The organism is candidate division TA06 bacterium, from assembly GCA_016235665.1.
Taxonomy (GTDB): domain Bacteria; phylum Edwardsbacteria; class AC1; order AC1; family EtOH8; genus UBA5202.
The window spans coordinates 80607-95099 of sequence record JACRJI010000016.1; the positions used below are offsets into that span (position 1 = coordinate 80607).

At 55.5% G+C, this 14493-nt stretch carries 9 protein-coding genes and 1 tRNA gene; all 10 read right to left on the bottom strand.

What is annotated here, in order from left to right:
* Positions 1-80: 80 nt before the first annotated feature.
* The 10 genes from HZA73_10770 to HZA73_10815 all read right to left on the bottom strand — a co-directional run bounded on the left by HZA73_10770 (position 81) and on the right by HZA73_10815 (position 14484).
* A complete protein-coding gene (locus HZA73_10770; protein ID MBI5806505.1) occupies positions 81-3356 on the bottom strand; it encodes a hypothetical protein in 3276 nt (1091 codons plus the stop codon).
* A gap of 14 nt (positions 3357-3370) precedes the next feature.
* Positions 3371-4546, bottom strand: a complete 1176-nt coding sequence (locus HZA73_10775) for an MFS transporter (GenBank protein ID MBI5806506.1) — start codon at positions 4544-4546, stop codon at positions 3371-3373.
* A 469-nt stretch (positions 4547-5015) separates the two neighbouring features.
* Positions 5016-5666, bottom strand: coding sequence for a DUF4159 domain-containing protein (locus tag HZA73_10780; GenBank protein ID MBI5806507.1), 651 nt, complete (start codon positions 5664-5666; stop codon positions 5016-5018).
* 97 nt (positions 5667-5763) lie between these two features.
* Positions 5764-6375, bottom strand: a complete 612-nt coding sequence (clpP, locus tag HZA73_10785) for an ATP-dependent Clp endopeptidase proteolytic subunit ClpP (protein MBI5806508.1) — start codon at positions 6373-6375, stop codon at positions 5764-5766.
* A gap of 78 nt (positions 6376-6453) precedes the next feature.
* A complete protein-coding gene (gene tig, locus HZA73_10790) occupies positions 6454-7764 on the bottom strand; it encodes a trigger factor (GenBank protein MBI5806509.1) in 1311 nt (436 codons plus the stop codon).
* 143 nt (positions 7765-7907) lie between these two features.
* Positions 7908-7994 (bottom strand) — tRNA-Leu (locus HZA73_10795).
* Positions 7995-8052: 58 nt separating this feature from the next.
* Positions 8053-9462: an HD domain-containing protein gene (locus HZA73_10800; GenBank protein ID MBI5806510.1), complete on the bottom strand. Its 1410-nt coding sequence runs from the start codon at positions 9460-9462 to the stop codon at positions 8053-8055.
* A gap of 87 nt (positions 9463-9549) precedes the next feature.
* Positions 9550-11025 (bottom strand): DUF4070 domain-containing protein, encoded by a 1476-nt coding sequence (locus HZA73_10805; GenBank protein ID MBI5806511.1) that lies wholly within the window; start codon positions 11023-11025, stop codon positions 9550-9552.
* Positions 11026-11181: 156 nt separating this feature from the next.
* The gene (locus tag HZA73_10810; protein ID MBI5806512.1) at positions 11182-12432 is read right to left on the bottom strand and encodes an MFS transporter; all 1251 of its coding nucleotides are present in this window, start codon (positions 12430-12432) and stop codon (positions 11182-11184) included.
* A gap of 27 nt (positions 12433-12459) precedes the next feature.
* The gene (locus HZA73_10815; protein ID MBI5806513.1) at positions 12460-14484 is read right to left on the bottom strand and encodes a carbohydrate binding family 9 domain-containing protein; all 2025 of its coding nucleotides are present in this window, start codon (positions 14482-14484) and stop codon (positions 12460-12462) included.
* Between the last annotated feature and the right edge of the window lie 9 nt (positions 14485-14493).

Genomic DNA, 14493 nt, shown 5'->3' on the forward strand with positions numbered 1-14493 from the left:
TGTGCCGGAAGCCTGCCCTGAGCATGACATTGAATTTCACAAGCGAAGGGTTTACCCTGAGTATATCGAAGGGTGGCAATTCACCGTCCCAGCGACCTATAATACTTCTCCAGCAATTCCCTGTATTCCAGCGGATACGGCTGGTTTCTCCAGTCCGGCAGATTCTTCCAGGCCGGGTCGCCCTGGTTGGGCTTTGCCGGCCGGCCCGGCACCTGGTATTCTCCCGGCTGGGCCTGCCGCTGGGGCGAAGTGTCCTGCTCCTTTAACGAATGCCCGGCCGAGAGCATCCGGGCCAGTATCCTCTCCTGCCGATCTATGGTCTGTCGGTCAACTTTATTCTTCTTCAGGTCCTCCACCACCTTCTCCATTTCCTGCGCCATGTCGTCCAGATTTCCGGCCCGGTCCGGCCGGCCCCCGTATTTCTGGTTGAACTCCTCCATCCCCTGGCGCACCGCCTCCTGTTCGGCGGCCAGCCGGGCCATCTGGCTGCGGGCTTGCTGGGACATCCCGCCCTGCTCCCCGCCCGGCATGGGCATCAGCCCCTGGCTGGCCTGGTTGATGTTCTGCTGCATCCCGGACATGCCCTCCAGATCGCCCAGCATGTCGCCGGACCCCGAGGACCCGCCGCTTTTGGAAGAAGACTGGATCAAGGCCGCGGCCGACTGGTTCAAGAGCCCCTGAGCCGCCTTGCCGCTGATCCCGGCCTGCTGGCCCCGGCCTTCGGAAAGGGACCGGGCGGAATTCTCCATCTGCCTGCCGGCCTCCTGCAGGGCCTGGGCCGCCTGAGGCGAAAGAAGGAAGTTCTTCCTGGTCAGTTCGTCCAATTTCTGTTTGACCCGTGCAGATTGTCTCTGCAAGACCTGCTGTCTCCAGGCCAGTTCGGCCGGGTCGTCCGAACTATTTTGGATCCTCTGGTTGAGCTGTTCCTGCTGCTGGGAAAGCTTTATCAGTTCCTTAGCCTTGTCCCGCATTGCTTTTGAGGCCGCCTTGCTGCGCTGGGAGCCCATGGTGTTCTTGGCGCTCTGCAGTCCGGCCGATAGTTCGGTCAGATCTGTCAACGCTTCCTGCTGAAGTTCCTGGGCTTCCCGGTTCTGGTTGGATTCCATTTTCTGCCCGGCCTGGCGCATCTTTTGGGAGGTCTTCTGTTCTTGAGCCTTCTGCATGGCCTGCTGCATCTTCTGCGAGGCCTCGCGGTTCCCCTCGTTCATCTGCTTGGCCAGTTCGTTCATCTGCTGAAGTGAGGTTTCCAGGTCCCTGGCCAGCTGTTCCTGCCGCTGTTTGAGGTTGCTTGAGGCTTCTTTGCCGGGATCTTTTGCCAGACTGTCCTTGACGGCCTTCTGCTCCGCCGCCATCCTGTCCGTTTCCTGTTTGAGCAGGGACAGCATCCGCTCCTGCTTGAGTTCCTTGAGCGAGGCGATGGCCGCATCCAGCTTTTGCTGGAACTCCTCCTGGGACAGCTTGAAATTCTCCAGGGCCTGCTCTATCTGTTTCCGGTCCATGTTCTGCAAAGCCTGCTGCATCTGCTCCATCGACTTGCGCATCTCCTCGCTGGCCACCTGGTCAAACAGCTCTTTCAGCTCGGCCAGTTTTTCCACGGTCTGGGGATCGAACTTAAAGCCCTGGGCCTGCTGTTTCACGTCCTGGCGGGCCTGCTCGGCGGTCTGCTCCATCCGGCTGACCAGCTCCTCCTGCTTCTTCAAAGCCTCTTCCACCGCAGCCTTCTGCTGCCAGTCCATCTTGCGGTTCTCCTTCACCGCCTGGCTTAAGCGCTCCATCTCCTGTTTTAGGGACTGGTTCTGCTTTTGGGCCTGGTCCAGGTTCTGCTGGTAGGCCGAGTCGGCCTGGGCCGCCGACTTAAAGAATTCCTCTTTGGTGGGCACCCGGAATTTCTGGATATTGGACTTTGAGTTTTTGGGGCCGCTGACCGCATCGTTGTCCCAGACCTCGGCCCAGTAAAGCACCGAGTCTCCCGGCAGCAGGAAGGACTCGGAACTGTTCCATGTAAATAACACCTGGGTGTCGGAAACGGCAGAAGATATTTTTATTTGGTAAAGCTTCTCGAATTGAGTATCCTGGATATGAAGCACGGCCCGGCTTAAGCCGTAATCATCGGAGAACCTGAGCCGGATCTCCGCCAACATCCCTTCGGGCAGGGGGCTGTCATCGGCCGGGGCCAGGATCTCGGCGGCGGGCCGCGAATCCTCCAACGCGGTGATGGCATATTCCAGGCCATGCAACAGAGTGTCCCCTGTCCCGCCTTTGGCCCAAAGATGATATCGTGAATCTTTTTGAACCTTGAAACTCAGCTTGAACAAACTATCCTTGATATCCTGGGCCTTGCTTACCAAACCGTCGTCGTGGATCATCCCGGCCGATTGCAGGGGCTGGCTGGCCCGGGCTGTCAGCGATACTTTGGTTCCCCTGGGCGCGGTGATGCTGCCGTCGTTCTCCTGGGAATAGGAACGGATTCCGGTGTAGGCCGGGGGGAATATCTCCAGTCTGAGATAGCTCAGGGTCAGGGGCTGGTAGACCTGAACTGAATATTCTGCGCTCTGCCTGCGGCCCTGAATGATGCGGTAGCCAAAGGCTTCGTTTCCATTCTCCACTCTTGCGGACAAACGTCCGCTCCCGGCATCCTGGAATTTTATTCTCTGAGACTTATTGTGCTCTTGGACCAACAGGTCAAACCTCGAACTGTCCGGGTTGGCCAAAGACAATTCCGCAGTAAAAGTTTCTCCTCTGGCCAGCAGGGCATGGCCGGGCAGGATCTGGATCCCATCCCAGTCGCCGCAGATGCCGTTGGGATCATGGAACCTTTGCCAGGTTAGTTTGCAGGAATCGGGCCAGACCAGCAGGGTCAGGGCCAGCACCGCGGACAAAGCCAGTGCTGCTCCTTTGATCTTCGGTGACGGTCCGGGGAATATTTTCTTGTGGTCAAGCTGGTCCAGCTCTCTTGCCATCTTGTCCTGCAAGGCCTGCAACAGGTCCGGGGAATAACCTTCTATGGACAGTTGGGCATCCTCCCACTGCAGGGCGGTGGAAAGCTCCTGGCGCATTTCCGGGACCCTGGCTTCGATCATGGCGGCGATCGTTTTTGGGGAGGCCGGTTTGAACAGGTGATAGAGCAGGTAGATAACGTCGGCTGCGGCCAGAAACAGCGAAGACCGGGCTGCAAAAGATCTGGCACTGGAAGGCAGGATCAGCAGCACATCCAGGCAATGCCACAGAAGCGCCCAGCCCAGGGAAAGGGCCACGGCAAATATCCCCGATCTCAGCAGACCGGCTGTTTTAAAGCGGCTGGTGGCGGCCTGTAATCCGCTCTTTACCGGCCCTATGTTGTCAGTGGTGGATTTCATTCAAGTTGTTTTGTTTATTCCTTGCCCTTCAATAGCAGCAGCATCAAGGGAACCGCCATCAGCACTAAGGAACCGGCTTGGACCGCCCGGTTGATGTTAAAGGTCTGGGCAATGAACCCGAACAACGGGGCCGCCGCCGCAATCCCCAGCTGGCTGGCAAAACTATTGGCGGAGATGATCGTGGCCCTTTGGCCGGATGATATCTCTTTGTTCAACAGATGGTCTATCACCGGGTTCTTCAGTCCGAAGCAGATCGATGGCAGGGTGAACAAGACCACCGTACCCCAGCCTCCGGCAAAGGTGGCGGCCAGCGTCAGGATGGGGGATATCAACGTTATGATGATCAAAGATACTTTGTCTCCCAGCCGCTTGGCAAAATTGTGCGAAAGATAATGCCCCAGCGATGAAAGCCCGTAGGTAAGCGCTGAGATATAACCGAAATGCTGTATGGGTATCAATTTGAATTTGAAGTACAATGGATTCAGGTAATGTATCGTTTCCCCCAGCGACATCATGACCAGGGAAGCCGAGATCAGCACTAGTAACTGTTTGTTCCCGGAAATGGTCCTGAACGCGTCTTTCATATGCTTTAAAATGTTCCGATGTTCCACCCTTTGATACCGGGGTTCCGTCAAAAAAAAACATCCCGCCAAGGCCATTGTTACCGGAACAAATGTCCAGAGTACTGGAAGTTGCAGTGAATCTTTGGCCAGGTATCCCCCGATTATCGAGCCGGCCGAAGCGCCCAAAGGCCAAAGGGCGTAATTGATACCGATTATCTTTTTATAATCCTGTTCCCTGCCTTCTTCCTTTAATGTGTCATAGATAATAGCGCTTTCCGTCCCGCTGGAAAGGCTGCGGGCCAGGGCGTTAAAAACAGCATAACCAACGAACATCGGCATGGACCTGGCAAAATAGAGGAAGGCCAAACCCGACAGATCGGCCACCCGGCTGAGAATGAGCGTCCTTTTACGGCCGAACAGGTCGGCCACTGCGCCGGTGGGAACTTCGAACAAAACCAGGCAGATGGCTTCGATGGAAAATACCAGGGCCACATTGGTGGCGGTGTATAATTTACTTTGGAAATACAAGGCCAGCACCGGCAGAAAGAACAGCATCCCGCCTATGGCCGTAGTGGCATACATGATGGGAATGTTGCGCGATTTGATTTGGATCTGTTCGTCTTTCATGGTTTGCAGTAAATGAATATCTAACTTGCTCAGGAAAAGTAGAATGTATGTAACAGATATGGCAAAAATCCTGATTTAGCCCGATTAAATTCTTTTCTTTTTGTACCGCCAAAAAGCAAATAACCAAAAGAAAAAGCTCGTCGCAAAGAACTATCCGGGCCACGCTTACGCCCTGCCTACGTATAGCTTCGGCGGGCAAGCAGGGCTTCAGCGGGCCCGCGCTGCGCTTCTCGTTGCCAGCGGGCTTGTCTGAACTCGGGCTTTGGCCATGCCCTCAAACACGCCAGACAAGCTTTTAACCGCCGTCAACTGCGATGCTCACTGATGGTTCTTAACGCGACATACCGGGGTTGGCACCTTTTGTTCTCCATGTCTCCTGCGCTGATTGGATTTTCATTTAGGATTTTAGGGTATTAACCTCCGTAAATCATGTTAATCCTGTCTGGTTAGTTCCATGGTTGTCCAGGACTCACGGCCTGGTCAGCGCGTACCACAATATATTTATCCCCACCTTGACCGCCTGTTCCCTGGTCTCGGGCGGGTCGTTGTGGTCGTTGGTCCAGCCATCTGAAATATTTGTGTTGAAAGTGTAAAAGACCACCAGCCGCCCCTGGTAAAATAATCCGTAGGCTTTGGGCCGCCCCTTTTCGTGTTCGTGGATCTTGGGCAGTCCGGCGGAGAGGTCGTAGTAGCAGGTGAACAACGGATGATCCGGCGGAAGTTCCTGCAGTTCAGATTCCGGGAACACCCGCTTCAGCTCCCGGCGGAAGGAAACATCCATCCCGTAGTCGTCGTCGGCGTAGAGAAAGCCGCCCGAGGTCAAAAACAGCCTCAGCCGCTCCACTTCGCGGGCGGTAAACTTTATCTCCCCGTGCCCGGTGATGAACAGGAAGGGGTGCATGAACAGGTCGTCATCGGCGGCCGAAAACGAGACCTTCCCTGCATTGACGCTGACCCCGGTGCTGGCCGAGAACTCTTTCAGCAGATTGGTCTCCTCCTCGGGATCGTTGTACCAGTCGCCGCCTCCGCCGTATTTCAGGCGGGCGATGTCTATCGGCCCGGCAAACAGACAGCCCGCCAAAAGCACGATGAAAAGGGATATGAAAATGGTAATGCGCATAGATAAGTATTTTACAACGCTGGATGCTTAAAAGCAAGGACAAAACAAAGCCGCCCCGCTGGACAGCGGGACGGCTTTTGTGAAATATTGGAGCAGGTTACTTTTTATCCTCGTTCTTCAGGGCATGGACCCTGGTCTTCATGATATCGTCTATGATCCCGTACTCCTTGGCCTCGTCGGACGACATCCAGAAGTTCCGATCGGTGTCCTTGGCGATCCTCTCCACCGACTGCCCGGTATGGTGGGCCAGTATGCCGTTGAGCTTCTCCCGGATCAAAAGGATCTCCTTGGCGTGGATGTCGATGTCGGTGGCCTGGCCCTGGACCCCGCCCAGCGGCTGGTGGATCATGATCCGGGAATTGGGCAGGGCAAAGCGCTTGCCCTTGGCCCCTGCGGCCAGAAGCAGGGCCCCCATGCTGGCAGCCATCCCCATGCAGATGGTGACCACGTCGGACTTGATGTACTGGATGGTGTCGTAGATGGCCATGCCCGAGGTGACCGACCCACCGGGGGAGTTGATGTAGAACTGGATGTCTTTTTCCGGGTCCTCGGCCTCCAGGAACAGAAGCTGGGCGATGATCAGGTTGGCCACCACGTCGTCGATGGGCGAGCCGATGAAGATGATCCGGTCCTTTAGCAGCCGGGAATAGATGTCGTAGGCCCGTTCGCCGCGGCCACTCTGCTCGATCACAAATGGGACTAAGCTCATTGTTTTTCCTCTTTTAAATTCCCGTTTTCGCGGGTATGAGGTTATTGGAAATTTTCGTGTCTTTAGTGGGTGGGTGTTCTACTTGGGCCCCTCGATGAATTCTTCCTTGACCGCGGCCGCTTCGGCCACCAGTTTGCCGGCCTTGGTCACCGCTATCCGGTCCTTCAGGTCGTCCAGCCGGTCCTGGCTGGAGCTGAAGGTGGCCTTGATCTCCTCGGTTGTTTTCCGGTAATAGCGGGCCAGGTCGGCAAAGGCTTCTTCCAGCTCTGCCTCTGAAGCCACTATCTTCTCCTGCCGGGCCACCTCAGCCAGCAGCAGCTCCTCCTTTATCTTCCACTCGGCTATGGGCTGGTACTGTTCCTTCAGCTTGGCGTCATCGGGACAGTCCTGGCATTCCTTGCCGTCCTGGTGCTTATGCTGGTGGTGGTGGCGCTCCTTGGCATCGGCCACCATCTTCTCCAGTTCACTCTTGACCAGCGACTGGGGCAGTTCCATCGGGTTGTCCTCTATCATTTTCTGCAGCACCTGGACCCTCACCCCCTCGGCGGCCTCGGAGTTGGAGCGGGACTCCAGCCCGTTCTTGATCTTTTCCTTCAGCTCGGCCAGTGTCTGGTACTCGCTGACCTTTTTGGCAAATTCGTCATCCAGCACCGGCAGGTGCTTTTCCCGCACCTCCTTGACCGTGACCTTGAACACCGCTTCCTTGCCGGCCAATCCGCCGCCCTGGTAATCGTCGGGGTACTTGACGGTGATATCCTTTATGACCCCGGCTTTGGTCCCGACCAGGTTCTTGTTGAACTCCGGCAGTACCTGGGGCGTGCCCAGATCCACCGGATAGTTCTGGCCCTTGGATTTTTCTGGGTTGTCCAGGCCGGAAACCGGAACGAAATCTATGATCAGCCGGTCGCCGTCCTTGGCCGGGTTATCGGTCTGTTTGTATTCGGCATACAGCCCCTGCAGGTACTCTATCTCCCGGTCCACATCCAGGCCGGATATCTTGCGCAGACGCTTGGTGGCCGGCAAGCCCTTATACTGCTTTATGGTCACCGGGGGCAGCACTTCAAAAGTGGCCTTGAACTTGATGCTCCGGTCGGAAGTGAAGTCCAGGTCCGAGATCTCGGCCCGGTTGATGGGCACGATCTTGTGGTCCACCAGGGCCTTTTCGTAGGATTCCGGCACCAGCCGCTCGATGGCCTCGGCCTCGATACCCTTGCCGAAACGGGCCTCCAGCACGGTGCGCGGGACCTTGCCCGGGCGGAACCCGGGGATCTTGGCATTGCGGCTGTAATCCAGATAAAGTTCTTCGATGGCGGCCCTGACCTGCTCGCCCGGCACCTCGATCTCAAAAACGCGCTGCCAAACCTTTGGTTCCTTTAACTCGACCTTCAAAATATCTCCTTTATGATTATTCTGTGTCATCCTGAGCCCGGCTCCATCATTGGCTGGAAGAAGGATTTCTTTGAAATTAACCGGATTCTTCGAGGGCCGAAGCCGGTAAGTATTTCTCAGAATGACATTATAGTTACGCAGATTGGTGCGAAGGGGGGGATTTGAACCCCCATGCCTTTTACGGCACCAGATCCTAAGTCTGGCGCGTCTGCCAGTTCCGCCACCCTCGCAAACCTTGAAAAAACCGGGGGATACAGAAAGTAATTATAACAAATATAACCGCCAGCGTCAAGGTTGGCCGGCCAGCCGCCGGGCTTCTTTTAAAAGAAAGGTTTTGCGGTTGTTTTTGGGATTCTCCAGCACCATTTCAAAAAGCTGTTTCAATATCCGCCCCATTTCCGGCCCCGGGGCAAGGTCCAGTTCCTTCATCAGGTCGTTCCCGTCAATTTTCAGGTCCTTGAGGGAAAAGGCCGGTTTTTTGCCGAGTTCCTCTTTGACGGCCTGTTTGAAGGATTCCAGGTAACCCGTATCGCCCTCCATGCCCTGGGCCAGGATGTCGGCCCGGCGCAGCCCGATCAGGTCTTCCAGGCCCTCCAGGCCGGTCTTGGATATCAGCCGCCTTAATCCCTTGCCGGTCTCCGGCACGGCGAACATGTGTTTGGCGATAAGCCCGGTGACCCGGGAGGTGATCTGACCGGAGTATTTCAACCGGGCCAGGATCTCTCCGGCCATTTTTGCCCCCAGTTTGTCGTGGCCGTAAAAATGGGCCCCGCCTTCCACGATCTCCCGGCATTGGGGCTTGGCCGCGTCATGCAGCAGGGCCGCCAAACGCAGTTCCAGAGTTTTGGGAGCGAAGTCCGCGGTTTTGATGGAGTGTTCAAAAACTTTGTAGCGGTGAAAGCCTCCTGGCTGGGTGACATCCACCCCCTGTTCCAGCTCGGGCAGCAATATTTTGAGCAGGCCGCTGCGCTGCATCAGCCACAGGCCGATGGATGGCTGATCGGACATCAGCATCTTGTTCAGCTCCTGCTGGATCCGCTCAGGGGAAACGGTAGTGATAAGTTTGGCGTTCTTCCTGATGGACTTGAAGGTCTTTTCCTCGACCGAGAACCCCAGCCGGGCGGCGAACTGACAGGCTCGCAGCATCCGCAGGGGGTCCTCGGCAAAGGCATTCGGCGAGACCATCCGGATCAGTTTGTCCTTGACATCCTGAAGTCCATCATATGGATCTATCAATTCCGAATTCTGCAGTTTGCAGTTTGCAGTTTGCAGTTGCAGCGCCATGGCGTTGACGGTAAAGTCCCTCCGCCCCAGATCCTGCTCCACCGGAATATTTGGGTCATACTCCACCGCAAAATCCCGGTGACCCGGTCCGGTGCTTTGCTCCCGGCGCGGCAGGGCAATGTCAAACGTCTTGAATTTGCAATCTGCAATCTGCAATTTATATTTGATCACGCCAAATGACCGTCCCACCAGTTCCACCCGGCCGAATTGCTTTAGCAGTCTGGTCAGCTCGTCCATCGGAATGCCGGTGACCAGATAATCCACCTCTTCCGGCTGGAATTGGGAAAAGCTCTCCTGGTCTATGCTGCCCGAATCATCAAGGGCAAAGCGGATGCGGTCGCGCACCGCCCCGCCCACCTCGTAAAGCCGGCCGGAGGAGTTAATGGCTTTAATTATTTCCGAAGAAAGGTACATGGGGATATTTTATATTAATTATTGGGGCTTTACAAGCAAAAAAGCCCGGTCTTTAAGACCGGGCTTTGGGCAATTCCCTTAAATCTTTCAGCAGTTGAACACTTTCCGGAAATGGTAACCGTAGATGGTCAAGGTGATGGCGGTGGGAAACAGTTTCGGCCTTTTAAACAGGGTCCAGAATACCAGTCCCCAGTACTGAAAACGCTCCCTTCCCCACACTCCCAGCACCACGATGGAACTAGCAAAGGCAGCCAGCCGGGAGAAGCTGAACCTGGGCTTCTGCACCCTCACCGGTTGGTATTCCCTCAAAAAGATCCTGAGCCTCCGGTAATAGTTCCGGGGCGAGTAAACGGTGCTGACTATCTTTTTGTAACCATCCAGCAGTTGGTCCGGGCCCATCTTGGGGATGAAATTCAGGTTAAAATCGGTGTTGTCCCCGGAGAAGGCCGTGGTCAGACGGTTCTGGTCTCTGAGCCGCCAGTAAAGTTTGGTCTTGGGAAGAACGTTTAGCAGGCTGACCATGGCGGTGGCGATCCCGCTCTGCTGAATGAACTTTATCTGGGTGTCAAAGATGCTCTTGGGGTCGCTGTCGAAGCCCACGATGAACCCGGCGTGGACCTGGATGCCGTAGCCCTGTATCTTTTTTACGCTGGCGATCAGGTCCCGGTCCCTGTTCTGGTACTTCCCGCATTCCTTCAGGCTGTCCTCGTCCGGGGTCTCTATGCCCACGAACACCTGGTCGAATCCGGCCCGGGCCATCAGAGACAGCAGTTCATCGTCGTCGGTCATCTCTATGGAGGCCTGGGTGATGAACGTGAATGGATGCTTGTGCTCCTCCATCCAGGTGATGATCCGGGGCAGCACCTCGGTCTTCAGACGGGCCTTGTTGCCCACGAAGTTGTCGTCCACTATGAAGGCCCCTCCCCTCCATCCCATCTTGTAAAGGGCCTCCAGTTCGCCGGTGATCTGCCCGGCACTCTTGGCACGGGGCACCCGGCCGTAAAGCAGTGAGATGTCGCAGAAATCGCAGTTATAGGGGCAGCCCCGGGAATACTGGAGGTTCATGGAGGAATATTTTCTGGCGTCGGCCAGTTCCCACAAGGGACGGGGCGATCTTTCCAGGTCGGCCCACTGGTCGGTGTCATAGATATGCTGGGGACAGCCTTTCTCCAGATCGGACAGGAAAAGGAGCAGGGTGATCTCCGCCTCCTTCAGCACCAGGTGGTCGATATCGGGAAAATCCTGGGGGTTGGCCGAGAACAGCGGGCCGCCGGCCACTGTTTTTACTCCGTGCTTCCTGCACAATTTCACTATCCGCCGGACCGAGGGCCGCTGGGCGTCCATGGCGCTGATCAGCACCAGATCGGCCCAAGCAATGTCCTTTTCTTTCAGTTTTTCCAGGTTGAGGTCCGCCAGCTTAAGTGTCCAGTCCTTGGGCAACAGGGCGGCCACTGTCAGTAGCCCCAGGGGCGGGACATTGGCCTTTTTAAGGATGAATTTTAAGGCATGCTTAAAACTCCAGAAGGTGTCCGGATACTCCGGGTAGACGAGGAGGGCTTTCATGGAAATGGCTTTCTTTGCCGGGAGTTACTTCGGTCAGACCGGGTTGAAGCCCTTTTATTATGGCAATATAGACCCGGAAAAGCGGTTTGTCAAGGGGTTAAGAGAAAATAAAAAACCGCCTTGATCGGCGGTTTTAAAAGATGATCAATCAGATCATCACATTATCTCTTCCAAGGTCTGCTTGGCCGGGTCAAAGTTGAAGAACCTGATGACCGAGGGCACAAAGATCAACACGAAGAAGGCCGTAAAGGTCAGGATGAAGCAGCTGGTCATCAATGGTCTTAACGGGAATATCTCGCCCAGCCAGCCGCCAGCCGCAAAAGCTATGGGAGTCAGGCTGCCGGCCATGGTTCCCAGCAGGCCGAAGACCTTGCCCCGCATCTCGGCCGGCACGGTGATCTGCATCACCGCGCTGATCAGGGCGTTGACCACCGCTATGGACATACCGATCAGAGCCGCCATCACCGACATGTATATCATGTTCATGTGCACCGGGAACAGCGCCATGCATGCCGCGCTCATCAATGCTCCCAGGTAGAAGACCAGGAATCTTTTATTGATGGGAATTTTTATGACCGATGTCATAAAATAGCCCAAAAAGGACCCCCCGGTCAGCACTCCCATCACTATGCCGTATTTAGCCGCACCCAGGTAGGGGATCTTCTGGAACATCGGCAGCACCAGGAAAAACCCGATATTGGCGAAGAAATTCAGCACCCCGAAGATCACAAAAGAATATTTGAGCCCGCTGAATTTTTTTACGAACAGCAAACCTCCCTTCATATCCTCAAAAAAACTTAGTTTGTGAGCCTGGTGCTTTACTGCCGGGATCTTCATGAATAGTATGGCCACTGCGGAAATGACATAAGATATCCCGTCGAACAGGAACATCAGCGGAGCCTTAAGCGCCTGGTACAGAAATCCGCCCCCGGCGGTACCGATGATGGCGGTGCCGTTGTAGGCCAGGCTGAACACCGAATTGGCCTGGACGATCTGCTCCGGCGGCACGATGTCCGGAATGGCCGAGCTGACAGCCGGGTTGAAAAAAGACCCGCAGATGCTTAAGACTATCCCGGCGGCGAAGACCATCCATATCTCCAGCATCCCGGCCCAGGCTGCCAGTCCCACCCCGGCTGAGGCCAGTCCCCGTAGGACATCCATAACGATCAGAAGTTTCCTGCGCTCGACCCGGTCCACCCACACCCCGGCAAAGGGCGAGATCAGCACCCGGGGCAAAGTGGAGACGGCCATCAGGGTCCCCATCAGGCCGGTGGAACCGGTCTTCTCCAGCACCCAGAAGCCCAGGGCTATGGCGTAAAAATTGTCGCCCAGCGAGGAGACCAGCTGTCCCTGCCAGAGGAGGAGGAAATTGCGGTTCCAGAGGGATGGCGTTTTTTCTTTCAGCATGTTGTTCCTGTTGAAATATTTTTATCGTTAGAATCTGATCGAATAACTGAACTTTGCCAGAAAATAGTGATCGAACTCATCCGTGATAAGGTTACGGGGATGGTTATAGACCAGATACAGCATGGATCCGGGACGCACTTCACAACCCAGCAGGATATTTGAATTGAGATCTTCCACATCCTCTAATTGAAAATATCTTTGAGCCGGGGTCCCGGAGGTGGTGCTGGTCCTGATGAACACCCGGGCAAACAGCCTGGAGGTTATCTGGCAGGATATTCTGGTGTTGGAGATCCACTGCCATTCATTGCTTCCCTGCCTGACGGCGAAAATTGAGGGGTACACCGTCAGGTTGGAAAGCGGCAAAAAGATCAGCCCCATGGTAGCCTGCCGGAAATTGTCATTGTACAGTTCTCCCGCGCCATATGACAAGGCGATCCCGGTCATACCGCCAACGTTGGTCTCGAATTCCAGGACGCCCATCTTGTTTGCAAACTCCTCCTGTCCGTACCGCTCAAAAGAACGTCCGCCGTTCAGACCGAAGCGGTATTTGCCGGTGGTAACAATATTGGTCCACAGACCCACCTCGTTATTGGTCATCCGGTCACCCAACTCCTGTTTGCGGATCCATTTGCCGCCCGCATCTAGATACTGGAATGTCCCGCTCAACGGGAATTTATGGTACCCCTCAAAGTGCGATCCCCACCGATCAATGTCCACTGTTTCTATGAATCCCTGGGATACCCAAAATTCAGGCCCGGACCGGAAGAACCTTGCTTCCCAAAAGTTCAATGCCGTTTCTGATTTGAACTCCGCCACTCCGGCCCATTCATCACCGGTAATTCCCTGATTGGCGGATCTGGCGGTCTGAACGGTCAGTTGCAGCGGACCGTAGAGAGGAAGGTTCAGGTCCAGCCCGGCTGACCGGCTGTAATTGCCTCCCTTCTGCTGATTGGTAGCCGTGATCCCGGCAAAGGCTTGCCCTAATAACGGGTGTTTGGCCCGCAGCAGGGAGAAATTCTGGCCGTTATCCTTTGTCTGGACGTCCAGGCAGAGAAGTTCGGCCCGTCCGATCTTGCCGTAAAGCTTGGCCCCGGCCTCTATCTCGTTCATCCGGCGGGTATAGAAAAGCTTGATCGGCGTATACAATATGCTGGCGCCCTCCATGAAGAACGGCCTTTTTTCGGCCAGGAAAAGCTCCTGCCCCTGCTGGTAGGAAAGATTGAACCGGAACTGGTCGGCCTCTATCTGCCCGAAATCAGGCAGGTAGGTGGCGTTAAGGTTTAGATCCGATGTAATGCCATACTTAAAATCCAAGCCGGCCCGGAATTTGAGCGAATCGGTGCCATGCTGGTACTGGGACAAGCCAAAAGGCAGCAGCTCAAAACGTTTAATTTTCGGGTCGATGGTCATTCCCGCCAGCTGGCCGTACTGGGAAACACGGCACCAGTTGTCGATCCTGGCCCAGCTGGAGGTTTCCCAGTGGGGCCGTTCCAGCCGGTAAAAGTTTATTCCCCAGGACATGGTATCGGCTTTGTTAAAACGCAGTTCTCCGAACGGAATGGCCATTTCCACCGCCCAACCGGCTGAACCAATTGACGCCCGGGCCTGCCAGCGGCAGTCCCAGTTGGCATCCACGGTCCGGCCCTCGTCAATTATCCTGCCGTCGGTTCTGGTGCTCTGAGGATTGACGGCAAAATAGTAGGCATTGCTCTTGTCATTATAAGTATCGATGGTCACTTCCAGACAGTCATCCAGATATACCTCTCCGTCCCGCTGGTTACAGGAGGCCTGTATTCTGTCAGGCTGGTCCTCATGCATGTAGGCGCCGATGTACAGGTTCTGGTCGTCGTGGCAAAGGTATATCCTGGTAGGCTGGGTAACGGCGCCGCCCGGTGTGGGCAATAAAAGATAGAACTCTCCGGTCATTCCGGCGTTCTGCCAGCATGAGTCGTCAAGCTTGCCGTCCAAAACTGGGGCCTGTTCAACCCGGACCGCCCTGAGGCTGGGGGCTTGGGCAACGGAAACTGATGCCTTAACAAGTAACAGCAACATTATTACAAG